This window comes from Sporosarcina sp. P33, assembly GCF_002077155.1.
Classification (GTDB): Bacteria; Bacillota; Bacilli; order Bacillales_A; family Planococcaceae; genus Sporosarcina.
Genome location: NZ_CP015027.1, coordinates 1,761,673 through 1,785,358 on the forward strand (window position 1 = coordinate 1,761,673; position 23,686 = coordinate 1,785,358).

22 protein-coding genes are annotated in these 23,686 nt (G+C 43.6%); 12 read left to right on the forward strand and 10 right to left on the reverse strand.

The genetic code is table 11. The features are described from left to right. Window positions 1-45 precede the first annotated feature (45 nt). Window positions 46-1,644, reverse strand: a complete 1,599-nt coding sequence (locus SporoP33_RS08865; RefSeq protein WP_081244810.1) for an ABC transporter substrate-binding protein — start codon at window positions 1,642-1,644, stop codon at window positions 46-48. 188 nt (window positions 1,645-1,832) lie between these two features. Here SporoP33_RS08865 and SporoP33_RS08870 point away from each other — a divergent pair, with 188 nt between their 5' ends. Together SporoP33_RS08870 and pgeF are read left to right on the forward strand one after the other, a co-directional pair. Next, the gene (locus SporoP33_RS08870) at window positions 1,833-2,966 is read left to right on the forward strand and encodes an amidohydrolase (protein ID WP_081243377.1); all 1,134 of its coding nucleotides are present in this window, start codon (window positions 1,833-1,835) and stop codon (window positions 2,964-2,966) included. Next, a complete protein-coding gene (pgeF, locus tag SporoP33_RS08875; RefSeq protein WP_081243378.1) occupies window positions 2,963-3,736 on the forward strand; it encodes a peptidoglycan editing factor PgeF in 774 nt (257 codons plus the stop codon). Before SporoP33_RS08870 ends, pgeF begins: the two co-directional genes overlap by 4 nt. A 107-nt stretch (window positions 3,737-3,843) precedes the next feature. On the opposite strand, the gene SporoP33_RS08880 is transcribed toward pgeF, so the two are convergent. Then, window positions 3,844-4,191, reverse strand: a complete 348-nt coding sequence (locus SporoP33_RS08880) for a DUF378 domain-containing protein (RefSeq protein ID WP_081243379.1) — start codon at window positions 4,189-4,191, stop codon at window positions 3,844-3,846. A 167-nt stretch (window positions 4,192-4,358) separates the two neighbouring features. Here SporoP33_RS08880 and SporoP33_RS08885 point away from each other — a divergent pair, with 167 nt between their 5' ends. Then, a complete protein-coding gene (locus SporoP33_RS08885; protein WP_081243380.1) occupies window positions 4,359-5,276 on the forward strand; it encodes a patatin-like phospholipase family protein in 918 nt (305 codons plus the stop codon). Window positions 5,277-5,347: 71 nt separating this feature from the next. Continuing rightward, window positions 5,348-5,503, forward strand: coding sequence for a hypothetical protein (locus SporoP33_RS15995; protein ID WP_155961327.1), 156 nt, complete (start codon window positions 5,348-5,350; stop codon window positions 5,501-5,503). A gap of 23 nt (window positions 5,504-5,526) precedes the next feature. On the opposite strand, the gene SporoP33_RS08890 is transcribed toward SporoP33_RS15995, so the two are convergent. Then, complete coding sequence (locus SporoP33_RS08890) at window positions 5,527-5,754, reverse strand: group-specific protein (protein WP_081243381.1); 228 nt, start codon at window positions 5,752-5,754, stop codon at window positions 5,527-5,529. A gap of 195 nt (window positions 5,755-5,949) precedes the next feature. Here SporoP33_RS08890 and SporoP33_RS08895 point away from each other — a divergent pair, with 195 nt between their 5' ends. The 4 genes from SporoP33_RS08895 (at window position 5,950) to SporoP33_RS08910 (ending at window position 9,296) form a co-directional block, all read left to right on the forward strand. Then, window positions 5,950-7,278, forward strand: a complete 1,329-nt coding sequence (locus tag SporoP33_RS08895) for a TrkH family potassium uptake protein (RefSeq protein ID WP_081243382.1) — start codon at window positions 5,950-5,952, stop codon at window positions 7,276-7,278. A 112-nt stretch (window positions 7,279-7,390) separates the two neighbouring features. Beyond that, entirely contained in the window at window positions 7,391-7,762 is a 372-nt protein-coding gene (locus SporoP33_RS08900) for a GntR family transcriptional regulator (protein WP_081243383.1), read from the forward strand. A 5-nt stretch (window positions 7,763-7,767) separates the two neighbouring features. Continuing rightward, window positions 7,768-8,628 carry an ABC transporter ATP-binding protein gene (locus tag SporoP33_RS08905; protein WP_081243384.1) on the forward strand — a complete coding sequence of 287 codons (861 nt, stop codon included), beginning with the start codon at window positions 7,768-7,770 and terminating at the stop codon, window positions 8,626-8,628. Beyond that, on the forward strand, window positions 8,625-9,296 hold the full coding sequence (locus SporoP33_RS08910; protein ID WP_081243385.1) for an ABC-2 transporter permease: 672 nt from the start codon (window positions 8,625-8,627) through the stop codon (window positions 9,294-9,296). The genes SporoP33_RS08905 and SporoP33_RS08910 overlap by 4 nt, the downstream gene beginning before the upstream one ends. A gap of 200 nt (window positions 9,297-9,496) precedes the next feature. On the opposite strand, the gene SporoP33_RS08915 is transcribed toward SporoP33_RS08910, so the two are convergent. After that, entirely contained in the window at window positions 9,497-9,913 is a 417-nt protein-coding gene (locus SporoP33_RS08915; protein ID WP_081243386.1) for a hypothetical protein, read from the reverse strand. Window positions 9,914-10,246: 333 nt separating this feature from the next. Continuing rightward, window positions 10,247-11,701, reverse strand: coding sequence for a protein adenylyltransferase SelO (locus tag SporoP33_RS08920; protein WP_081243387.1), 1,455 nt, complete (start codon window positions 11,699-11,701; stop codon window positions 10,247-10,249). A gap of 240 nt (window positions 11,702-11,941) precedes the next feature. Between SporoP33_RS08920 and SporoP33_RS08925 the strand changes: the two genes are divergently transcribed. Beyond that, entirely contained in the window at window positions 11,942-13,675 is a 1,734-nt protein-coding gene (locus SporoP33_RS08925) for a globin-coupled sensor protein (RefSeq protein WP_231293223.1), read from the forward strand. Between the two features lie 46 nt (window positions 13,676-13,721). On the opposite strand, the gene SporoP33_RS08930 is transcribed toward SporoP33_RS08925, so the two are convergent. Continuing rightward, window positions 13,722-14,576 carry a YitT family protein gene (locus tag SporoP33_RS08930; protein WP_231293224.1) on the reverse strand — a complete coding sequence of 285 codons (855 nt, stop codon included), beginning with the start codon at window positions 14,574-14,576 and terminating at the stop codon, window positions 13,722-13,724. Between the two features lie 184 nt (window positions 14,577-14,760). Here SporoP33_RS08930 and SporoP33_RS08935 point away from each other — a divergent pair, with 184 nt between their 5' ends. Then, a complete protein-coding gene (locus SporoP33_RS08935; RefSeq protein WP_081243390.1) occupies window positions 14,761-16,548 on the forward strand; it encodes a multicopper oxidase family protein in 1,788 nt (595 codons plus the stop codon). Window positions 16,549-16,580: 32 nt separating this feature from the next. Here SporoP33_RS08935 and SporoP33_RS08940 read toward each other — a convergent pair whose 3' ends face one another. Both SporoP33_RS08940 and SporoP33_RS08945 read right to left on the reverse strand, forming a co-directional pair. Next, window positions 16,581-19,478 (reverse strand): DEAD/DEAH box helicase, encoded by a 2,898-nt coding sequence (locus tag SporoP33_RS08940; protein ID WP_081243391.1) that lies wholly within the window; start codon window positions 19,476-19,478, stop codon window positions 16,581-16,583. A 28-nt stretch (window positions 19,479-19,506) separates the two neighbouring features. Next, window positions 19,507-19,896: a (deoxy)nucleoside triphosphate pyrophosphohydrolase gene (locus tag SporoP33_RS08945; protein WP_081243392.1), complete on the reverse strand. Its 390-nt coding sequence runs from the start codon at window positions 19,894-19,896 to the stop codon at window positions 19,507-19,509. A gap of 179 nt (window positions 19,897-20,075) precedes the next feature. Here SporoP33_RS08945 and SporoP33_RS08950 point away from each other — a divergent pair, with 179 nt between their 5' ends. Next, window positions 20,076-20,864 (forward strand): lantibiotic ABC transporter permease, encoded by a 789-nt coding sequence (locus SporoP33_RS08950; RefSeq protein WP_081243393.1) that lies wholly within the window; start codon window positions 20,076-20,078, stop codon window positions 20,862-20,864. Window positions 20,865-21,104: 240 nt separating this feature from the next. Here the strand turns inward: SporoP33_RS08950 and SporoP33_RS08955 are convergent, their stop codons facing one another. Then, entirely contained in the window at window positions 21,105-21,974 is an 870-nt protein-coding gene (locus tag SporoP33_RS08955; protein WP_081244811.1) for a phytoene/squalene synthase family protein, read from the reverse strand. 629 nt (window positions 21,975-22,603) lie between these two features. On the opposite strand from SporoP33_RS08955, the gene SporoP33_RS08960 reads away from it, so the two are divergent. Then, window positions 22,604-23,140 carry an ECF transporter S component gene (locus tag SporoP33_RS08960; RefSeq protein WP_081243394.1) on the forward strand — a complete coding sequence of 179 codons (537 nt, stop codon included), beginning with the start codon at window positions 22,604-22,606 and terminating at the stop codon, window positions 23,138-23,140. 408 nt (window positions 23,141-23,548) lie between these two features. Here SporoP33_RS08960 and SporoP33_RS16465 read toward each other — a convergent pair whose 3' ends face one another. Then, window positions 23,549-23,674, reverse strand: coding sequence for a hypothetical protein (locus tag SporoP33_RS16465; protein ID WP_255363012.1), 126 nt, complete (start codon window positions 23,672-23,674; stop codon window positions 23,549-23,551). Between the last annotated feature and the right edge of the window lie 12 nt (window positions 23,675-23,686).

Genomic DNA, 23,686 nt, shown 5'->3' on the forward strand with positions numbered 1-23,686 from the left:
ATGCTGATAGAAGAATAGCCGGCTTTACCCCCTGCCGGCTAGTTTCTACTTATCCAAATACATAACCGCATAATTATCATTTTCCATCGGATGCGGTTCAAAACCTTTTACATAGTCAGCAAAGCCGATAGGCGGCGTTGTGTGAGCCAGCGGTACCCATGGAGCATCTTCATGGAATACTTCCTGCGCTTTTTTGTAGAGGTCGATTCGTTCATTTTCCTCAAATGTCACACGCGCCTGTTCGATGAGGTTCTGAAATTCTTTGTTGTCGTAAAACGCCAGATTATTTGCAGGCGGCTTCATATTGGTGTTACTTAGGTTCGGGTACAGGAAATTGTCCGGATCTGCCATAACACCCGTCCATCCAAACAATGCCATCGGATGCTGCCCTTCCCCGGTCTTTTCCAAATACGTTGCCCATTCATACGTTACGATTTTTGCTTTAACTCCAATTTCCTGCAAGTTTGCTTGTATCGCTTCCGCTGTTTTCATTGGCTGCGGCAAGTAAGGACGCGGATTATTCATCGTCCAAATTTCGGTCTCAAAGCCATCAGGATACCCGGCCTCTGCCAGCAATTCTTTCGCAGCCTCCGCGTCGAATGCATAATCCTCGATCTCGTCATTATAGCCCCACAGCGAAGGCGGGATCGGATTTTTGGCTACATCTGCAAAACCGCTGTAAAACCCGTCCACTAGCGATTGTTTATCAATTGCCATATTGATTGCCTGTCGGACTTTCACATCATCAAACGGTTTTTTCTGTGTATTCATGACCATGAATCCTTCATTGAAACTCGGGCGTTTGACCAGTTCCAGATTTTCATTGTCTTCAATTGTTTTTGCATCTTCCGGATTCATTCCATCAATGAAATCCGCTTCCCCGCTCAACAGCACATTCAATCGGGTAGAGTTATCCGGAACGACGGTGAAGATTATCTGATCGAGCATCGGCTGATTATCTATATAATAGTTTTCATTTGCTTTGACGACAATTTTGTCATTGCGTGTCCAACTATCGAATACAAATGGACCTGTACCGACAGGATTCTCAAAGAATCTTTCATTATATTGTTCAATCGCCGCTGGACTGGCTATGCCGAACATGGGAATCGCCAAGTAGCTGACGAACGGCGCAATCTTCTCTTTCAATTTAATCTCGACTGTTTGTTCATCGACTGCTTTCACATGTTCAATCTTATGATTCTCTTCCCCTTTAAATCCGCCGTATAAAAACGGATAGTACGGGAAATCACCGATATGGTATTCATTGTCCGGATCCATCCAGCGCTCAAAGTTGAATACTACTGCGTCTGCATTAAAGTCCGTCCCGTCATGAAATTTCACACCTGTCTTCAGTGAAAGTGTCCATGTCAGACCATCTTCACTCGTTTCATAGGACTCCGCCAATTTCGGCTGTAACTGCAAATCTTTATCATATTCAAATAATGTTTCAAAAATTGCATGAGTGACTCGGATAGACTCCCCATCTGTAATATTGATCGGGTCCAGACCAACCGAATCCGCTCCTCTTGCATAGATCATCGAGCCGCCTTTTTTGTTCCCTTCCTCCTTAGGCGCACCCGTCTCTTTTTCATTGTCATTTGAACATGCGCCTAAGAGGAGTAAACCTGCTAACATGCTCATCACAATTACAAATTTCTTCACTGCATTTCCTCCTTACGTTGATGGTCTAAGTTGCTACTTAACTATTCTCGATTAAACGTTTTGAAAAGTCAATAAATTTTGAAGGAATCTTCTTCACTTTTGCTGTTTTCCAATTAATATGGTTTACTTTGAGAATAATCAACTTTGGGAAACGGGGGAAGTCTTTCATGAATGATGCGATACACTATATTGAACGGAATAAAGACCAAATTCTGCAAACCTATCAGGAGCTGCACGCCATCGCTGAACCCAGTTGGCAGGAGCGGAACACTTCTCGCTACTTGCAGGATAAACTCTCAGCTGCCGGATTGACCATCACTGCCTATCAGGGCCACTATGGATTCATTGCAGAAATGGCCGGAAAAAAAGAGGGTGTTATTGCATTGCGCGCGGATATGGATGCACTGGTGCAGGAAATCGACGGAGAAGTGAAAGCCAATCATTCATGCGGACATGACGCACACAGCACGATGGCGTTATATACTGCGCTGGCATTGAAAAACAGTGAGGCAAACTTGCGCCATACGATTCGTTTTATTTTCCAGCCTGCAGAGGAACTGGCGGAAGGTGCACTGCAAATGATGGAGGAAGGTGTTCTTGAGGATGTATTGTTCTTAGGCGGTATTCATGTCCGGCCTCATTCAGAAGTTGCGTTCGGGAAATCTGCTCCTGCAATTCTGCATGGCTCGTCTGCAACGATTACAGGCACGATCACGGGAACACCTGCGCATGCAGCAAGACCGGAAGAAGGAAATAATCCAATTGAAGCGGCAAGTTTCCTCATTCAGGCTCTGATGCAGATCCGTTTGACGGGCAATAAAAAATTCTCCATCAAAATGACGGAACTGCATGGAGGCGAAACGAGCAACTCGGTTCCGGCAAGCGCCCGCTTTACATTGGATGTCCGGGCCGAGACGAATGACACGATGGATGCTCTGCTTGAAAAAGCACGCCACATCATTCAAAATACCGCTTCGCTGACAGAGACAAAGATCACCTATAAGGAAGAAGGCTACTCCCCTGCCGCGACGGAAAATACAGATGCCATCGGGCTGGCACGGCAGGCCATAGCCTCCGTGCTGGGAGAAGAAAACGCAGAGAACCCCTGCATCTCGCAAGGCGCGGAAGACTTTCATTTTTATACATGGAAGACACCGCATATTCCAGCAACAATGATTGGTCTGGGCTGTGATTTGAAACCGGGACTGCATCACCCGCAAATGTCGTTCAACACAGACGCGCTAATTTACGGGACTAAAATCCTGACACAACTTTTACTGAATGCGGATCAAAAACTATGAAAACAATCATCTATAAAGATCAAGACAATTTGCTGATGGGTATGACTATGAAAGACCGCAGAGAACCGGAATGTCATAACATCGCATTGCACGCATGCCAATCTGCGGATGATGTGATGAGCAACCGAAGGCAGCTGGCACATTTCTTACAGTGCGATGTACAGGATTTCGTATTTGCCAATCAAACACACAGCGCGAACTTCCACAAAGTAACAGAGAGTGATCGCGGTAAAGGTGCATGGAAACAGGAAACCGCCATCCCCAATACAGATGCACTGTATACATTTGAGCCGAACCTCGTCTTGTGCAGTTTGACGGCGGACTGTGTGCCTGTATTATTTTACAGCGATCACAGCACGCTGACTGGGGCAATTCATTCCGGATGGCAAGGGACCGTAAAGGAAATTACGTTGAATCTGTTTCGTCACCTGCAGCACGAGGAGCATTGTGATCTGAGCCATGTCCATGTTCAGATTGGCGCTGCGCTCAGTCAAGATAAGTTCGAGGTGGATGAAGATGTCTGTATGAAGTTCCATAAGCTTGGCTACGCAGACGAATTCATTTTCTATAATTCAGCAACCAAAAAGTATCATATCGATAATCAGCTGGCAGTAAAAAGACAATGTGAACTGGCAGGAATTCCTGAAGCCCACATTACGATCGACCGTACTTGCACTTTCCAGAGTCCTAACGGCTTTTCTTATCGTGAAGACAGACAAGCAGGCCGTCATGTCAGCTTTATCCGCAGATCCGCGAAAAAAACACAGTGAAGGAATGATCCTTCACTGTGTTTTCTCATTTCAAATTTATTTTTGGAAAAGGAACTGTCTGTCCTACTGCGGACTCGGACTGCGCATTTACTTGAGCCTTTGCTCAATTAATCCTTAGGATCTTCCAGTGTCCGATCCACTTTCCTGCGCTTTGTTTTTAAATCAAGCTCTTCACCGAACTCTGTGTTGTAGTTCACATTTCTAATCCGGTCAAAACGGTCGTTAGGCTCCACTTCCCTTTCGACATCCGTTACGATTTCCTCATTTGATTTAAATAGAAGTCCAATCGTTACCAGGCCGCTCAGACCCACAATGGCATAGACAAGCTTTGCAAGAATAGTCGTTTGGCCTCCAAACACACTGGCAACTAAATCAAAGTTAAAAAATCCAATCAATCCCCAGTTAAGCGCGCCAATAATGACCAATGTCAGCGCAATACGCATTAAAACGCTCATGTTGTACACCTCCTCAATATATACGATTGAATCCAGTACGATTTTGTATAGATTCTTTATTATAGTTCACTGAAAGAGACTTTTCATACATTTTCATACAAGACAGTTCTATTTTTATCTTTCAGACTCTACAGTAGAAGAACATTATCTACGAAAGCAGGGATGAAGTGAGAATAAATGGTGTTTTTTCAGGCGGCGGATTAAAAGGTTTTGCACTGGTCGGTGCTGTACAGGAGCTGAATGATCAAGTTTATCGATTTGAAAACGTAGCAGGAACGAGTGCGGGGGCAATTTTGGCGAGCTTCTTGGCTGCAGGCTATACTGCCGATGAAATCGAAATCATGCTGGCTGAAGAAGATTTCCAGTCCTTGCTGGATCCTAGAAAAACGCTGTTGCCGTTTCCATTTATGAAATGGATCTCGCTTTATTGGAGAATGGGTTTGTATCAGGGAAAAGAATTGGAGAATTGGTTTTTTGATAAGCTTGCCCGTAAAGGCTGCTATTCATTTGGCGATCTTCCGGAAGGTTCGCTGAAATTAGTGGCATCTGATTTAACGAACGGCAAGATGCTGGTGCTCCCTGATGATCTGGAGCAATACGGTTATCATCCTGAAAAGTTTTCGATCGCGAAAGCGCTGAGAATGAGCTGCGGTATTCCATACTTCTTTGAGCCTGTGCGTCTCGACGGACCAAACGAAACAATCGTTGTAGACGGAGGTGTGCTCAGTAATTTCCCTATGTGGATTTTTGATGATGCATCGGCCAAAAAGCGGCCGACCATCGGATTGAAGTTAAGCCGAAATCAAAAAGACGTGCCGGGGCGTTCCATTCACAATGCGCTGCAATTATTTGAAGCATTATTTTCCACAATGAAAAATGCACATGATGAGAAATACATCTCACGTCAGCATGAAAACAACGTTGTCTTCATTCCGGTGGAAGATTACAGTGCCACACAATTTGATCTAAACGAAGAGCAAATGGAAGAGTTACTGTCCATTGGACGCAGCCGCACCAAAGAGTTTCTGTTAACATGGCAGCCTGTAAACCTCAAGTTAGCCAGTAAGCATATGTCATATAAATGAAATATTTGAATCTGAAGCAGTTTAAAACACCGTTACGGCGGGTAAATTGACTTATAAGGAGGGCTGCAATTATGAATAATGTAAATGAAAGTTCTATCTTCATCAGAGAACTTGAGCTGCTTAGTGATGAGTATCAAACTGCACCCGCCGATATCAAAACGATTATCTTACAAGATATTCAGTTACTTGAATCTGCGATCTCCCTGTTACAAAGTGACGTACAGTGACTTACTATATATAGATTTTGGCCTCAACGAAATAATTGCAGCATTTTATAGTCCCGTTCTGCACGTTCCTCTCCCGTTGCCAAGTCATATTTTTTTAACAGATGAAACATCTCATTTAATGTCTCTTGATCCAATGGCTTATCCAAAAACGACGTACAGCTTTTCACCAGTTCTTCGGGCATGAATGCCTGCTGCTCTGTTAGCTTTTGCACCACATCCTGAACCGTGTGATCAATTGGGCATTTGCTCATGTACATTCACTCCTTTGTCTACCACCATATCACAATATTCAATAATTTTAAAATGAAGACTTGTTGCTTAATTAATAGGAGCTGCGAGTCTTTTTTGCTCTACGTTTTCTTTTATTGCTTTTCTGTAAAAGTAATTTATGCCAGATATGCACCTGCAGCTGTATTTCATTCGACAGACGGGGAGTTGAGCAGACCATGACGACTAGTGCAAAACGCAGAAAAAGCATTTCTCCCCCTGCTCTCATTGCATTGTCCTTTTTGTTCACTATTATAAACGGCACATTGCTTTTGAAATTGCCTATCGCCACACAACGGCCGATCAGCTGGACAGATGCGCTATTTACCGCCACTTCGGCTACGACAGTGACAGGTTTAAGCGTGTTTGACATTGCTTCTACACTCACAGTTTTCGGTGAAGTTGTATTATTGCTGCTGATTCAAATCGGAGGAGTAGGATTAATGGCGTTTGCCGTTGCAGTGCTCATCATTTTGGGGCGGAAAGTCGGGATGAAAAATCGGATATTTATCCAGGAAACATTCAGTTACCAGTCTATCGGCGATACTGTACGATTTGTCGGTGAGATTCTTACGTTTGTCATTGTAATTGAAGCCATCGCATTCATCACTTTATCTATCGTGTGGGTGCCTGAATTCGGCTGGAAACATGGTTTATACTACAGCATCTTCCATACAGTCTCCGCCTTCAATAATGCGGGTTTTTCTCTATTTCCTGATAACTTGACTTCGTTCGCAGGAAATCCGGCAGTGACGCTCATTCTTTCCTCATTATTTATTATTGGCGGAATTGGATTTATCGTTGTGAAGGATATCATCCAAAAGAGATCGGTTCAGCACTGGTCGCTGCATGCGAAGATGATGGTTTTCGGCACATTGACAGTGAATACCGTTGCTGCGCTTTTCTTGCTGATCCTGGAGTTCCATAATGAGAAAACAATCGGCAGCTTACATTTCATTGAAAAATTGTGGACTTCCTATTTTCAGGCCGTAACACCGCGTACGGCCGGATTTAATATGGTGGCTATCGGAGATATGGAGGAACCTTCACTTCTGCTTACTCTTATCCTGATGTTCATCGGAGGAGGCAGCGCGTCCACCGCCTCCGGTATTAAATTAACTACTTTCATGGTTATAGTATTAGCGACTCTAGCCTATTTTAGGGGAATTAAAGAACCGCATATTTTTCGTCGAACGATTAAAACTGAGATTGTGTTTCGTTCCATGGCAATAGGTGCAGTCAGTTCCGGTGTTGTTTTTGTCGCTTTATTTTTACTGACGATTACCGAGAGAATGCCTATTTTTCCTTTGCTGTTTGAAACAGTATCAGCGTTTGGAACAGTGGGGCTTTCTTTAGGTATTACAGGTAATCTAAGTTCTGCCGGTGAAGTAATTCTCAGCTTCGTAATGTTTTTAGGCCGTATCGGTCCACTGACGCTCTTCTTCCTGCTCATTCATAACAAAAAAGAATCCTATCGTTATCCATACGACCAGGTTCAGACAGGTTAATAGATAGCGGCAAGCTTCCAGAGATCATTCTGGAGGCTTTTTTATCGTTGACTTAACTGTTATAACTGTATACACTGTTCATATACAGTATATAACGAAAGAAGGTGATGTATTGAATATTGTCATCTCCAATTCAGCGAACCAGCCGATTTATTTACAAATTAAGAATCAGCTGAAAGAGCAGATTCTACTAGGCGCACTGAAAGAGAAAGAAGCGCTGCCATCTATACGCAAACTGGCGAAAGACTTGCAAATCAGCGTAATTACAACAAAAAAAGCATATGAAGAACTAGAACGGGATGGGCTGATTGAAACATTTCCGGGTAAAGGATCATTCGTCGCCGCACAGAACCGTGAGCTTTTGAAAGAAGAACGTTTAAAGAAAATCGAAGAACAGCTGGTGAATGTGATTGAAGACGGACGGGCATTTGACGTAGGCCTTGAAGAACTCATTCATATGCTGACTTTACTTTACGAGGAGTGAAGAGAATGGAAAATATAGCTGAAGTACGGAATCTGACGAAGCATTTCGAGGGTTTTGCATTGAATGATCTCAGCTTCGACATTAAAAAAGGGTTCATTACCGGATTCATCGGGGCAAATGGCGCAGGAAAAACGACGACGATTCGCTGTCTGATGGACTTGATTCGATTTGAAAAAGGAGATATACGGGTTTTTGGCGAGTCCCACGAACATGATACAGCGGAAATCAAGCAGCGCATCGGCTTCGTCTATGACGCAAATTTCTATTATGAGGATCTTACTATTGAAAAAAACAAACGAATAATTGCTCCTTTTTATACAGATTGGGATGATGAATTATTTTATTACTATTTGCGGAAGTTTCAGCTGAATACCGCAAAACGCGTAAAGCATCTGTCGAAAGGAATGCGCATGAAGTTTTCACTGGCGATGGCTCTTTCTCACCATCCTGACTTTATTATTATGGATGAACCCACAGCCGGGCTGGACCCGATCGTACGGCGGGAACTGCTCGATATGATGCAAGATCTCATACAAAATGAGGAAAAAGCCATCTTCTTCTCGACTCACATCACAACCGATCTGGAGAAAATAGCAGACTTCATTGTTTTCATTCATGACGGCCGAATTGTTTTTCAGGGAGAGAAAGAGGAATTCACAAAGCGCTACGTCTTAGTAAAAGGCACCGCAGATCAGCGCTGTCTGCTGACTGGTTTACCTGTAATCGGATTACGTGCAACAGACGTCGGCTTTGATTGTTTGGCGGATACCGAGGAGATTTCTGCAGAACGCCTGCAAGAATTGCTTATTGAAGAACCGACACTTGAAGATATTATGTACTACACAGGAAGGAGCGGATCCGAATGAATGCTTTAATCAGAAAAGATTTATATACGCAAAAAGCGAGTACGTATTTCCAAGCGGCCTTGTGGTTCGTCATCTTTACAAACTTTTTTACAGATGGTCAGCCGGTGCGCCATGTCTTACTGCTGGTATTCACCGCTTACATCATAGCAACTTCAACGAGCAACAAAGCTTTTGAGAAAGAGTCAGTACTATTAAATAGCCTTCCGGTCACCAGAAAACAATTCGTCGTGGCTAAGTATGCGGCCGGTTTCATATGGTTCGGCCTTTCCGCAGCCGCGGTGCTCGTTTATATCTTCTTATTTGCTACGTTTGCGCCATTTCCTGCCCGGATGATGACGGTACCTGAATTACTTATCGCACTGGGATGCTTTTTCATCATTATCTCTCTATTTTATCCCCTGCAATTCAAAGCGGGCTACGTACTGGCGATTTCTTTGACAATTATCTTGCCATTACTGAGCCTGATGTCGTTCAGAATCATACTGAACATCATGGAAAATCCACGAATGGTAACGGAACAACAATTCTTTCGTCAGACCGCAGAACTTGTTACTGCCAATCAGTGGACTATTGCATTCTCCGTCCTTCTCGTCAGCGCCTTGGTGACATGGCTGTCGATTCTGTTATCGGTACGAATTATCCGCAAGACCGATTTTGATCATGTATGATGTTTGAAGGCGGACGCTTTCCGCGGGCATAGCTTGTGTCTATGCATTCATGCAGGTGTTGCCGCCTTACACTCCAGTCAACTAAGTGACAACTTTTCACTTACTCTCTAATCGCACTCCATTGCAGAACAATAACAGTTGAATTCGTAAGACATTCTTGGCAGTTGATAAATTTCAGTTCTCAAAACGCAATTGGCAGACTACAAGGCTGATAACTCGTTTAAAAACGGCAGCAAAACTTTTTCAAAATCGGCCGATTCATCATTGGCCAGCTGTCGTAAATAGTGTGCTGCCTTGGACTTTTGTTCAGCCGATAATTGCGCGTATAATTCAGGATCAGCAAACTTCTTCATAATACGAGCTACTGTGTAAATTTTAGATTCTGTTGTCATACGCATATAGTTATACTGCATTTCCGCATGTCCATACAGTGTATATAACGCCTCTGCATAATCTGAGTCGTACTCTTCATTTTCAAAAAAGAGCGCACTATCTCTTAGCGTATCTTGAATACCATGATCCATCCCTGCTTCATAAACAATCATTTTATTATAAAATACAAACGCCATAATACTGCATAATATCGCCAATACACTAAGGCTCACTTTTACTTTCATAGTACTATCCCCCGGCTTCTCTAATTTAAGTAAATTACAATCCGCAGTTCGCTGCGTTACATCGCCTATCTATTAAGTAAACTGCTCACTTATAATGTATTTTAGCTTGAGAATTTCTTGTGCCTTTCCGCGTTTCCAATTATTTTTAGAGTCCTAATGAAAGAAACTGGCTGACTCGTGATTTTTTAGGCGGTGTACTATTGATAGTCGCCTAGCATACTGATACAACGAAAATGGGGACAGCAATTCATCTGCGAATTGCGTCCCCATGTATCATGCTTTTTAACGTTTCTCCTCAAGTATTGGCCTTTACTGCAGCAGAAGACCTTTTTTTTATGTTCCACAATACGTCTGATATGAACTGCCGTCAGAAGGCGGGGCTGTATATTCTTCTTGCTCTGCTGTATATGCGTAAGGATTTTCGAGGACGTTCAGCAGCTTTACAAAAGACCGCATATCTCCGTCTTCCGCTGCCTGCAGCGCTTCTTCCACCCGGTGATTTCTAGGAATTACTGAAGGATTATACTGTTTCATCAATGCTTCTGCCGCCTGCGAATCTTCAGGCTGACGCTGCAGTCTGGCTGTCCATCGCTCTTTCCACTTCATAAACTCCGGGTCATCAGACATTGCTTCTTGCTGTCCAAGCGTTAATGAACGAAAAGTATTCGTATAATCCATCTGTTGACTTTCCATGATCGTGAGCAAATCTGTTACAAGTGTTTCGTCGCCCTCTTCTTCATTGAACAAGCCCAGTTTCGACCGCATTCCGCCCATCCATTCCATGACATACAGCTTCGCGAATTCAGCCAGCCTGCTCTCAGCCAGCTTCACCGCTTCCTCTTTCTCTTCGTGAAGGAGAGGCAGGAGTGTTTCGGCAAAGCGGGTCAGATTCCATTCCGCGATACCCGGCTGATTGCGATATGAATAACGTCCCTGCACGTCAATGGAACTGAAAACGGTTTGCGGGTTATACGTATCCATGAATGCGCACGGACCGTAGTCAATCGTCTCACCGCTGATTGTCATATTATCAGTATTCATCACACCGTGAATGAAACCTGCAAGCTGCCACTTGGCCACCAAGGAAGCCTGGCGTTTAATAACGTGCTCAAGCAATGACAAATAGGGCTGCCGGGCATCAGCAGCTTCCGGTACATGGCGCGTAATTGCGTAGTCCGCAAGCGTCTGCAAATCTTCTGTTACTTGTCTTGCAGCAGCGAATTGAAAAGTACCGACACGCAAATGACTCGAGGCGACTCTGGTCAGCACGGCCCCGGTCAAAACGGTTTCGCGGTAGACAGGCTCTCCCGTCACTGTCACAGCTAAACTGCGTGTTGTCGGAATACCAAGTCCATGCATTGCCTCACTGATCAGATACTCACGCAGCATCGGCCCCAGCGCCGCACGTCCGTCTCCGCCGCGCGAATAAGGTGTTCTCCCTGATCCTTTCAGCTGAATGTCCACCCGTTGCCCCTGTGGTGTCACTTGCTCACCGAGAAGCATCGCACGCCCGTCACCCAGCATCGTAAAATTACCAAATTGATGACCTGCATAAGCTTGGGCAATCGGTTCAATATCTTCTATTTTTGAATTTCCCGAAAAGATCTCCACGGCATCTTCTGCCTGCAATAGCGACGCGTCAAGTCCCAATGAAACAGCCAGCCTGTCATTGGCAATGACAAGCTGTGGCGCACTGACGGTATTAGGTTCTACAATCGAGTAAAATGCATCCGGCAACTGGCGAAAACTGCATTCTATATTCCATCCTAACAGGTGATTACGCTTCATATATTTTCATTCTCCTCTGCGTGATGCTGTACTATGAATTGCTTTTTGTAGTATTCCCTCAAAACACTAAATGTTCACCAGGCTGCAAATGATACATCCTGAATAAGAAACTTGAAGCACCGCGTTTAATGGCATTTAGAACTTTTTGCTTAATTTAGACATGATTTAACACTAAGATATATTGAATTATATGCAATAATGTCTATAATAGTAAGAAATACCTTTATAGGAGGCCATTTAATGTCATCATTTCGTCCTAAAATGGATATGGAGCAGTTACTGCAAAGAGGCACCGATTTGAATTCTTCACCGCGTTTTCAGGAAACATTACAATATAATAACTTTCAAAAAAACGATGTTCGTAATCTGCAGGAGCTTTACAAAAAATGTGAAAACATCACACCAGGCATTACAGATATTTTTGAACAATACTTAACAGAATTATCCCCGACTCATAAAAACTCTGTCCCCCGGGCATTAATTGATGAGTATTTACATGACTTTTTCACGATGACACGCGGCACAGAATATATGGAAAAAACATTGCGATTCTTTTTCACCTTGCGAAAGCATCAGTTCGAGGCAGGTAAAACAATCGTCATGTTTAACCAATTTGCTTTTTATATCCAGACGCATGTATTGTATCATTTCGGTTATCGGCCCGCCAAAGCATTCGAATTGCTGAAATCCCTTCAGGCAGCAGTAAATATTGACCAGCAACTATATATCGAACTGATGACAGAACAAACGGTAGAGCACGTGGTGACGGAAATTTCAGGACTGGTGGATGCAAATGCAAAGATTATGTTCATGAAAGATTTGATATTCAGTCTGGACCATCAATCTGATGAAATTCAATCATCGACGGCTGCAACCGAGCAAATTACGGCATCCATTACAGAAGTAGCCAACACCTCTTCGCGAATTTCAGAAAAAACTGCGGATTCCGTTGAGTATGCTGTCAATAGTAAGAAGACTATTGAAACCACATTAGAAGACATTTTCCAAACAGAAGAGCAATTCCGTTCGATTGTAGATACCTTTTCTTCTCTCCAGCATCGGGTCGGTGAAATCGAAAATGTTGTGCAATTAATTAACGGCATTGCGGGACAGACCAATCTATTAGCGCTAAACGCATCCATTGAAGCCGCACGTGCCGGTGAACACGGTAAGGGATTCGCTGTTGTAGCTCAAGAAGTCCGTAAGCTTGCCGAAAATACCGTTTCTGCATTGGCAGAAGTTACGGATAACGTAGATCATTTAAAGTCTTATGCCAACAATGTCTCCCGTTCTATTGAAAACACCACTACAATCATTACGCATGCAACAGCAGAAGCAAAAAATGCTTTACCGCTGCTCTCAGCAATCGTAACAGCCATCGAAGAAATCAATATGGATGTCAGCAACACCGCAGCCATATCAGAGCAACAAGCCGCTTCTATTGACGAAGTATCGCATCGAATGATGGCGATCTCACAAACACAGGAAGATATTCGTCAATATGGTGAAAGCACATCCGCTTCCATATACGAATTAAGCCAAGAAATTAATAATTTTCGTTTACGTGTAATCAGTGAAAATAGCGTTCATTTATCTTCTAAAGCCTTACTCCATTTATCGAAAGCTGATCATATTCTTTGGAAGTGGCGCATTTATAACATGCTGTTGGGTCTGGAAACCGTGAAGCCGTCCGATGTTTCTTCTCATAAGGACTGCCGTTTGGGCAAATGGTACAATGAAACCCAAACAAAGAACAGACTTGGCCACTTATCCTCTTATCAAAATATCGATCATCATCATGCGCTAGTGCATAAATACGCGCGTGAAGCAGCTGCTCACTTTGAACAAGGAAATCGTCCGGCAGCTGAAGAAGATTTGCGTCAACTAGAAGTTGCTTCAATTGAAGTAGTCAGACTCCTGGATGAATTGATTGACGTGCTGGAGCAAGAGAGCGCGAACTTGCAGCCCGTATAAAATTATAAAAGCTATCCTGAATATGACGTTCAGGATAGCTTTTTCATTAAACTTTCGACAGAGAAAATCCTCTTCCCAAAATTTCCGATGCATTCAGGAACACGACAAATGAATGCGGCTCTTCCTCTTGCAGCACTCTTTTTAAGTAAATGGCTTCTGGCTGCTCTACTACACATAAAATCATGGTCTTCTCCTGATTGGAGAACCCGCCGACTGATCGCACTTTGGTCAATCCCCTGTCAATTTCTTCTTTAATAATCGTCTGAATACGTTCTTCATTATCTGTAATAATCAATACTAACTTAGAAGGGGATGTCTGGAGCTGAACGAAGTCGATCACTTTACTTGTGACAAAAATCGCCATCATCGCAAACAGCGCTAATTCTAAGCTGAAGACCAAAGCAGAAGCAATGACGACCAGTCCGTCCACAAGCATTTGCGCATAGCCGCTCGACAGACCCGTATACTTCTTAACGATCTGCGCGACTGTGGCAAGACCGCCTGTCGACCCATTCCCCCGATAGACTATACCCAGTCCGACTCCCAGCATAATCCCTCCATAGATAGCGGCCAATAACGGATTGTCGATGGTTGATGGAATGTCTGCAGACAGCCAGATCGTAAGCGGCACGAAAAATGTACCAACCAAAGTTTTCAGACTAAAATCCTTACCGAGAAGCACCAATCCAATGAAAAAAATCGGAATATTGATGAGCCACTGAACAAAGGCTGGTTCAAATCCATACAGTCCATAAAGAATCGTACTGATTCCTGATACACCGCCTGCAGCAAGTCTTGCAGGAAGGAAAAATATATTAAAAGCCAGTCCAACCAGAACCGAGCCGGCGATAACCCATATGTATTCGATTAATAGCTTTCTCTTTGCTGTATAGGTCTTCACATGTAAAACCTTCCTCTCCCGATGTTCTAAAAGCACTTTTGTCATGTTATATCATAACGCAAAAATGGTCATCTGTGATATTTCTAAGAAGCATGGCGGTTCAGAATTTATTTGTGGTTATAATTACCCCGATTCATGCATCTACTGGTTCAGGTGGTAAAAATTAACGGAAGGACGCGATGAATTGAAGTTAACACCATTTATGGATGCGTTACCTATTCCTCAATACCTGAAAGCCATGGAGAGGCATAAGTGTTACACCTATTATGAAATCGGAATGAAGGAATTTGAACATAGTTTCCACTCCGAATTACCCCCTACGAAGATATGGGGCTACGAAGGACAGTTTCCGGGACCTTTGGTCAGTGTCAACAGCGGGGAATGTGCGCACATCAAATGGAAGAATGAGCTGCCCGACAAACACTTCTTGCCAATCGACCGTACGCTGCATGGTTCAAGCGAGCATATGCCTGACGTTCGGACTGTCGTGCATTTACACGGTGCAGAAGTAGAGCCTGAAAGTGATGGTCACCCGGAAGCATGGTTTACAAATAATTATCATACAGTCGGAGCTTTATTCGATTCGCCGGTCTATAAATATAATAATAATCAGCGGGCCGCCACACTTTGGTATCATGATCATGCGGTCGGTATTACACGTTTGAATGTCTACGCAGGACTCGTTGGAATGTATATTATTCGAGACGAGGAAGAGCGCAGATTAAACCTTCCGTCCGGCGCGTATGAAGTTCCGCTGATTATCGCAGACCGCGGATTTAATGATGACGGCTCTCTTTTCTATTCTGATACAACAAACGTCAGGCCTGGTCCTGTGCAGCCCGGACTGACTTTCCCGCATCCATCTGTCACGCCTGGCGAGGCGTTTGAAAACATCACAGTAAACGGTAAAGTCTGGCCGTATTTCGAAGTAGAGCCGCGTAAATATCGATTCCGCATATTAAATGCCTCTAATGAACGTTTTTATCGAATCCATTTATCTAACGGCACGAAATTTATTCAAATTGGTTCAGACGGCGGATTAATGGAAAAGCCGGTATTTATGAATGAATTAACGATTGGACCTGCTGAGCGGATGGATGTCGTCGTCGATTTCTCCAAAATGAATCCGGGCGATACGATTGTAATGGAAAACACGGCAGCCACGCCATTTGATTTTCCGCCGCCGATAGGCAATGTACCTGACCCAGAAACGGACGGACAGATCATGCAGTTCCGCGTGATTGAATCGATAGGGCCTGATACGAGCAAAGTACCGGCCACACTCAGTAAAATACCAAAACTGCGTGAATGTGATGCTACCGTGACAAGGGATATTACGTTGGACGCGGACATCGATGAGTATGGCCGTCTTAAGTTCCTTCTCGGCAATAGAGGATTCATGGAACGAATCGATTTCAAACCTAAACTGAATGATACAGAGATTTGGCGATTCATCAATACGGCAGGCGCCACACATCCGCTGCATATTCATCTCATACAGTTCCAAATTCTCGACCGCATTCCGTTTGACGCCCAAGGCTTTACGGCGAATGGTTTACTTGAATTCACCGGACCGGCTGAACCGCCCGCTGAAAATGAACGCGGCTGGAAAGATGTAGTCCAGTCTCCGCCGGGGTATGTAACTCGCGTTATTATGCGCTTTGCCCCGTTCACTGGCCGTTATATGCTCCATTGTCATATTTTAGAGCATGAAGATCATGATATGATGCGTTCATTTGAAGTAGTTGGCCGGAAGTGTGAATGCAAAACCATTTGCACTTGCACAAGCCGCAAAGCAAAACGGAAATGTGAATGCAGGAAAGGCTGTACTTGCCGCGGCAAGTGTACATGTAAAAAATCTTGCACATGCCGTAAAAGAAAGCCATCTCCTCCATCCCATGAGGAAAATAATGATAAAAGATGCCCTTCATGTTCTCCTTGTTCAGAGACGTACCGATGCGAATGTGAATGAACGAACCCCGCGAGATCTTACTCGCGGGGGTTTTATGCTTCTATCAAATAGTCATAGAGTTTAGTTTCTACCGGATGTTCCATTATCATATTCATATGGACGACAGGCAGACGTTTGCCTTTATCATCCGACATGCAGTCTTCTGCCACGCTTTGTTGATCTGGTATTCCTTTGCCTAAATAATAAAAGTCTGTACCTTCGTCATCATCCTTCTTCACAAACAAGTGAATGTCAATGTTTTTTTCTTTTGACTGGATAATCGTTTGAACTTCATTTGATCGCAGTGTGCGGTTACTGCGTGTATACCATTTAAATACCTCTGGACTTATGAATTCATCTCCGTAATCCACACTCGCTTCTACTTCGCCGTGCTTATGATACGTAACGAATACCGGGCAAGTCCCATGCTTCGTTTTATAACCGTACATAGTCGAACTTTCATCCGCTTTCCAATTCAACAGCTTACATACATCTTTACGTGAATACTTGGCATGCAGCGTCAATTTACTGGACCAGTCGTAAGCTTTAGATTTCTCCTTCGCACTGCGCAGCACGTCAGTCAACAGAAAAAGTGCATACGAATTGCTGTTCACACTCTTCTGAATCTTTTCATTGAATGTGAAGACTTGTTGTTGATCCATCGTGATAATCGCTTGGCCTCCATATTTCTTCTGCGCATTTTGAGTGAAAAACGATAAATCGTAAACCCGCATAACAGACTCAATGGTATCCGGATCCACTTGGCACCCTGCCGTTTCCAGCTCGCTGACAAACTCATCCAGATGAACGCTTCCTTTAGCAATCAGAAGCTCTGCCAATACGACTTCATGTATCCGCTTGCCATTAACCAGTTCCATTGAAAACATCGTCAGCACTTGATTCTCGTAGGGGGAGATCAGTGGAATGTCTTCTTCCTTCATCCGCTGAAGGAAGTTAAAATAACTGTTGTGCTTATCTATAATGACAACCGGATCAATCGAGTTCTGCTCGATGAAATCGTAGAGGTACGGAACTCTTCCCACCTTGTTCTTCAAATTCTGATAAGCATCTCTCAAAATTTTTAAGGATGTCAGATTACTGCTGTTAATAGCTGAAAAAATACGTTTTTGTGCGACTTCCTCAAAATTGATCGTTGAGACTCCTTTAATATAACTGGTATCTTTCATGCTGCGGCGCACATTATCTTTATTCATTGACCGGTCGCCGGACAATGCGATGGGAATCAAGTAGTTATTTGTATAGTTGCCGATGAAGTCTATGACAGTCACGAAAGGTTTATCTTGATCCTTACGCAGCCCCCGCCCTAACTGTTGGATGAAAATGATGCTGGATTGTGTTTGTCTCAGCATTACGACCTGGTTAATGCTTGGTATATCAATTCCTTCATTAAAAATATCTACGGTTAGAATGTAATCGAGTTCGCCGTCTTCCAGCTGGCTGACCCTTCGCATCCGTTCAACGTAGGAATCATCGCCCGTCAAAGCAGCTGTTCTGTAACCGCGTATATTCATCTCTTTTGATAATTCATGCGCTTCTTCTTTGCGGCTGCAAAACATCAAGCCTCTCACTTTTTCGCCAGCGTGACTATAGTAGGTAAGCTTGTCGATAATATGGTCAACACGTTCATTGGTTACTAATTTTGAGAGAAGCGTATGGTCTCCAACCAGCTCGCCATCCCATTCAAAGTCAGACACTCCAAAGTAATGGAATGGACATAACATGTCTTCTTCAAGCGCTTCCTGAAGCCTGATTTCATACGCGATATTGTAGTCGAAAAGCTCATATATATTAAAGTCATCTGTCCGCTCAGGCGTGGCAGTCATTCCCATAAGGAATTTCGGCGTGAAAAAATCAATAACACGCAAATAGCTGGCAGCACCTGCTTTATGTACTTCATCTATTAAAATATAGTCAAAATCTGACGGTTCAAAGTCCTTTAGATTTTCGGGTTTAGATAACGTTTGAATACTGGCAAAGACATATTTTTTATCCGTCTGGCGATTGGCGCCTACATACAGACCGAAGTCTTCGTCAATCCCGCCTAGGACACGCTTGAAATCCTGCATGGCTTTCTTCAGAATTTGTTCGCGGTGGACAATGAACAGCATGCGTTTGGGTGCGAATTTCCGCACATCGAAAGCAGAAAGATATGTCTTCCCTGTACCTGTTGCTGATATGACCAATCCTTTGTTCTCGCCGTTGTCTCGAACCGCTTGAATGTTAGCAAGCGCGGCTCGCTGCATCTTATTTGGCGTAATTTCAAGAGCCTCTTCAATCGCATTCGTTTGATAAGCAGACGGATGCTCCCGGACTTGTACAGCTCTTTCGCGCTCCGCATTCTGCCGATAAAGAACTTCATAATGGGAAATCCATTCATGGGTCAGCATATTCGCATCTGTCCATACTTCTTCAAATTGATCTTTGAAGTGATGGATGATTTCACCATCGCGATGGGATGTCAGCTTTACATTCCATTCATAGTTCACTTGCAGCGCATGGGCTGTCAAATTGGAACTCCCCACAATTAATGAGTACTGGTCCCCCTGCCGGAAAATATAACCTTTTGAATGAAAACCCTCTTTTTCCGTAAGCCGGACCTGCACATTGGGAATATTCAAAAGCTCGCGGAATACTTTCGGCTGATTAAAATACAAATAAGTAGATGTAATGATTCTGCCTGTTACGCCGCGTTTATGCAGATCGTAAAATAAAGACTTTAGCGCAGCCAGTCCACTTTCCGTGATAAATGCCACAGAGAATAGAAATTCCTCGCAATGACGAAGCTCGTCCTGTATGGAAGACAGCACCGTTTTATTTTCTCGGGAACTGTTCACCAGCAGTTCCGGTTTATAACTTCCACTCTGTTTAGTTTCCTTATTCACAAAACCTTTTTGCAAAGAAGCTTCCAGTTGACGAATAAAGTTTCCCAATAAACAGCCACCCCTTTTTCTAATGCCATCAGTTTGTCAGCTTTTCAATTGCCGGGATATCAGCAGGTGCCCAGTCCAGTGCAGCCAACTGATCTCTTGCAACCCAGCGCAATTCTGCATGTTCTGCCGCTGCTGGCGTACCTTCGACAATGGCCGCCATAAATGTCTCTAAACGGACTATTACCTTCTCATACTCATATGTCGTATCTTCCACAGCTTCCCCCACTTGAATTCTGCAGCCAAGCTCTTCCTGTATCTCCCGCTGAAGTGCTTCCTGACGCGTTTCACCTTCTTCTATTTTTCCGCCCGGGAACTCCCAGTAGTTCGGCAAAGTCATTACAGGACTGCGAAGTGCAGCCAGAACTTCACCTTGCTTATTTTCAATTACCGCTCCTACAACATGTACAATTTTCTTCACTTACTTCATCTCCACTCTGTTACCTGTCCATTTTGGATCCATTATACCACCAATTACAATGGTACGAATGACGCTTCTTGCTATTTTGTGCCGCCGACGGTAAATGTTTCAGCAGCCTGTAAATCAGGAATAGTTACCTAATGAACGCAATACACTCTACTAATAAATGAGGTGAAAACATGAAGTCAGACAAAACTTCTGTATTTTTACGTGCAGCCATCTTCATCACCTACGCAATTATGATCACCGCCAATGCATTAGCCAATATTCTGCCGCTTAACGGCCAAACAACGGGTGAACTGTCGGATAAGTACGGAAATTTATTTGCGCCTGCGGGATTTACGTTTTCTATTTGGAGCCTGATTTATCTCTTATTGCTAGGCCACGTGATCTATCAGCTGGGGCTGTTCCAAAAGAGAAAGAATCCCGAACTTCTGCGCCAAGTGGGGATTTTCTTCATTATTTCTTCAGCATTAAATGCTTCCTGGATTTTCCTGTGGCATTATGAATACCTTTTATTCTCCGTTATCGTTATGTTACTACTGCTGCTGACATTGATCAAAATCACTGCCATTACGAGTTATGCTTCCCTCACTAGCAGAGAAGTGTTTTTCATTAAACTTCCTTTCAGTATCTACTTTGGATGGATTACGATTGCAACTATCGCAAATATCACGGCATTTCTCGTCTCGATTGACTGGTCGGGCTTTGGTATATCTGACGTCACGTGGACTATCATTATTGTATTCTTAGGAGCCGCTATCGGAATCATCACTGCTGTCCGCAGACAGGATATCGCCTACGCTCTAGTGCTTGTTTGGGCATATTACGGAATTTATTCGAAACACACTTCGGCAAATGGATTTAATGGGGAATATCCTGCTATTATCACATCCGTCATCATTTGCTTGCTTCTCATTGCAGTCTCTATTGGATTTATAGCCGTGAAAAAACTGCGTCAACGATAAAAAGCGCAAAGAATCCGGCAGCCGCCGGTTCCTTTGCGTCAAATGGTCGATCTATCAGGCTGTGTTATCATACAGTACCCAATACATACATCTTACTACAAAAACTTATCGTGATGAATTGAATAGCCTTTTTAAACGAGGAATATGTACATAATTTGATATGCGCATCCTGAAGTTCATGGATCACCATCGGACGATATGCATCTTCTTTGAAATGGGAGCGTCATATCAAAAGCGAAGTCATAACTGATAGCCCCTTTCGGAAACTAACTTCGCAATTTCAACTGTTGACACATAATTCTTGTGGTTAATACAATCATACCCTCTTTTTCTCACGCTGTTCAAGATTCCCTGACAAACATGCACTGATAAAAGAACAGCAAAACGGCTGTCTTCATCAATTTCTCCTATACGCTGAGCAACGTTGTCGTACAGAAACTCCGCATGCTGCGCCAAATGCTCCCACATCTCCACAAAGCTTTTCGTAATCTGCCCTTCCGATAGGGAAAGCTCGCTGTATCCGTACCTTTCCATCTCTTCTTTCGGTAAATAAATGCGGCCCTTTTCGCGGTAGTCTTTTCCAACATTACGAAGAATATGCGTCAATTGCATCGCGATTCCAAGATCTTCTGCCGCATCGTTCAAATCGGACGTTGCGCTGCCCGCAATAATCGGCAGCATCATCTTCCCGACAGAACCCGCTGCGTATTTACTGTAAACTTCCAAAGACCGGAGATTGGACGGTGTTTTAAAATAGATACTCATACGCTGTCCTGTCAGCTGTTCATAAAATGGCTGTATATCCATAGTAAAGCGATTGAATACTTCACGCAAAGCCCGCCATAGCGGACGATCAGCCTCTTGGCCTGCTGCAAAACGGTCCAATTCATTTGCCAGCTGATCCAGGGCCGCAAATTGTAAACTGCTTGTTCTATTTTTAAGCACACAATCTTCTGCAATGCGGCAAAACGCGTAAATGGCATAGACCGCCTGCGCTTTGTCTTTCGGCAGATTGGACAGTGCGTAATATATATTTTTCGAATGATTTTTAATGATGTCTTCGCAATAGGTATAATCGGAAGCGATCGTCGATTGTTGATTTTTTTGCATACAGATTCTCCTTTCACGTTGCCAAAAATTAAATACTTTGTCATTATGCAATAATTCTTCTTTCGCGATGCGTGTGGAAAGGAGAATGATCAGTACTTCTGTAAAAACATGCTTCGCTCCCGACGAAATACACACTTTCATAATCCGCCGCGATCCTCTGCAGCCGCAAGTGAGTTCTTGGCTAAAAGCGGTCTGCACCGCACATAACGTCTTCAGCTATGATGAATTTGCCGTCGTGCTGTACATCTATTATTGCTGTTATATTTTCATTGACAATTTCTTGATCGATATACTAATGAAGTACATTCCCCTCAAACGAAGAAAGTAAACATTCCAGCGACGTGCTGTCGTATCTAATTGTACATATCGCATGATACTGACGATGGCGTATCGAAAACCATGCAGAAAACCCTCTGATTTTGCAGGAAGTCAGAGGGTTTTTCATATTATTGAGGGTCCAATTTTCTTCTTATCTGAATATAAAGGGCATATTGGGTTAGTTTCTAATCACTGCGATGAATGGGAGATAATCTGACCCCTAAACTTTATCGTATATTGACTCTTTTTAAAGTATCAGATTCGCTATATTCTAAACATATAAATCCCACAATGTTAGGAAGGTTTAGACAATGCAAAATACACATCAATATACGGCTCAACGGACAAAGACGTTCGACTTAATACTGACTTCCATGCTTGCATCACTCGTGTTCGTTGCGACGATCTTACTTAATATTAAGCTTCCGCTGGGAAATGGCGGACTGATCCACCTCGGCACTTCCATGTTATTTATCGTATCTATTTTATTCGGTCCTAAGAAAGGTATGATTGCAGGGGCTGTTGGCATGGGCTTGTTCGATTTAGTCAGCGGCTGGGCGTTATGGGCACCGATTACCATCATAACCCGCGGATTGCAAGGCTACATCGTCGGAAAAATTGCCTGGTCGAATGGCCACAAAGGAACAAGCTTTACGTTCAACCTGCTGGCAATGCTAGTTTCTATTCCATTGACCATTGCAGGCTACTATATTGGAGAAAGTATTCTTTACCACAGCTTAATTATTCCCCTCGCTTCCATTCCGGGAGACTTGGTCCAATGTGCAGTGGGAATCGCAATTGCCATTCCGGTTTGCGCAATGCTGAAGAAAGTTTCTATGTTTAAATAAACTGCTACCCCCTCTGCGCAAATTTGGCAGAGGGATTGTTTTATTTTTATTCACGCACGGTTGCCGTCATGAGCAGCGCGTTTGCAAGGGAAGCCACAGGCGTTGCAAATGACATACCCGCCCCTCTACTGCAACTGCGATCAAAAACGCATGCTTATTTACGTCAATACTGAGCGCAGCCGTCATCGCAATGGGCACAAATAACACCGCGGTTGCATGTATTACTGATGAACTGGCAAAAGCGGATGAGATGCCTTGCCTTTCGCGGCCCGCATCCCTTTCGGCACGATTTGATTTCGTATGAAACAAAGGTAGATGACCCCACCATTACGCCAATGATTCCTATCCGTGATATCTGAAATAAGCTGAGCTTCTCAAAATCATGATCCACGAGCAGCTGAGAGACAATTAAGTTAGCCGGTGACGCAATAATGCCAGCAATGCCAAAATGGCGACCAAATCCGCACGTAATTTATTGATCATAAATAATAGGACTGTGATTCCAAGAATCCCGAACGTTACAAGTAACTCCAACTTCCTCAAATC

Coding starts and splice junctions, on each gene's coding strand:
- SporoP33_RS08865 (WP_081244810.1), bottom strand. CDS start 1,644: ATGAGCATGTTAGCAGGTTTACTCCTCTTAGGCGCATGTTCAAATGAC.
- SporoP33_RS08870 (WP_081243377.1), top strand. CDS start 1,833: ATGAATGATGCGATACACTATATTGAACGGAATAAAGACCAAATTCTG.
- pgeF (WP_081243378.1), top strand. CDS start 2,963: ATGAAAACAATCATCTATAAAGATCAAGACAATTTGCTGATGGGTATG.
- SporoP33_RS08880 (WP_081243379.1), bottom strand. CDS start 4,191: ATGAGCGTTTTAATGCGTATTGCGCTGACATTGGTCATTATTGGCGCG.
- SporoP33_RS15995 (WP_155961327.1), top strand. CDS start 5,348: ATGAATAATGTAAATGAAAGTTCTATCTTCATCAGAGAACTTGAGCTG.
- SporoP33_RS08890 (WP_081243381.1), bottom strand. CDS start 5,754: ATGAGCAAATGCCCAATTGATCACACGGTTCAGGATGTGGTGCAAAAG.
- SporoP33_RS08895 (WP_081243382.1), top strand. CDS start 5,950: ATGACGACTAGTGCAAAACGCAGAAAAAGCATTTCTCCCCCTGCTCTC.
- SporoP33_RS08905 (WP_081243384.1), top strand. CDS start 7,768: ATGGAAAATATAGCTGAAGTACGGAATCTGACGAAGCATTTCGAGGGT.
- SporoP33_RS08910 (WP_081243385.1), top strand. CDS start 8,625: ATGAATGCTTTAATCAGAAAAGATTTATATACGCAAAAAGCGAGTACG.
- SporoP33_RS08915 (WP_081243386.1), bottom strand. CDS start 9,913: ATGAAAGTAAAAGTGAGCCTTAGTGTATTGGCGATATTATGCAGTATT.
- SporoP33_RS08920 (WP_081243387.1), bottom strand. CDS start 11,701: ATGAAGCGTAATCACCTGTTAGGATGGAATATAGAATGCAGTTTTCGC.
- SporoP33_RS08925 (WP_231293223.1), top strand. CDS start 11,942: ATGTCATCATTTCGTCCTAAAATGGATATGGAGCAGTTACTGCAAAGA.
- SporoP33_RS08950 (WP_081243393.1), top strand. CDS start 20,076: ATGAAGTCAGACAAAACTTCTGTATTTTTACGTGCAGCCATCTTCATC.
- SporoP33_RS08955 (WP_081244811.1), bottom strand. CDS start 21,974: ATGCAAAAAAATCAACAATCGACGATCGCTTCCGATTATACCTATTGC.
- SporoP33_RS08960 (WP_081243394.1), top strand. CDS start 22,604: ATGCAAAATACACATCAATATACGGCTCAACGGACAAAGACGTTCGAC.